The organism is Pseudomonas yangonensis (genome assembly GCF_009932725.1).
Classification (GTDB): Bacteria; Pseudomonadota; Gammaproteobacteria; order Pseudomonadales; family Pseudomonadaceae; genus Aquipseudomonas; species Aquipseudomonas yangonensis.
On record NZ_BLJU01000141.1, the window covers coordinates 1 to 210 of the forward strand.

At 62.9% G+C, this 210-nt stretch carries 1 protein-coding gene; it reads right to left on the reverse strand.

Annotated features, from left to right (window positions below):
- A partial coding sequence (locus GYB81_RS23840) for a DUF3391 domain-containing protein (protein WP_233787678.1) occupies positions 1-210 on the reverse strand: 210 nt, incomplete at both ends.

Below are 210 nucleotides of genomic sequence, written 5' to 3' on the forward strand. Positions count from 1 at the left end.
GTTGCGCCGACGCTCCCCCGCCGCCATCAGGGTGGCCTCAACCTCCTGCTGGGCTTCGGCCACACTACTGGCATGAGCGCCAGCCTCGACATCCAGGCCCTTGCTGACATCACTCCCCAGTTCACCGATGCTGCTGGCCTGCATGCGCTGCAGATCCTGCGGCGAATTGAGGACAACTTTCGACTTCCAGAACGGCTGATCCATCCATGC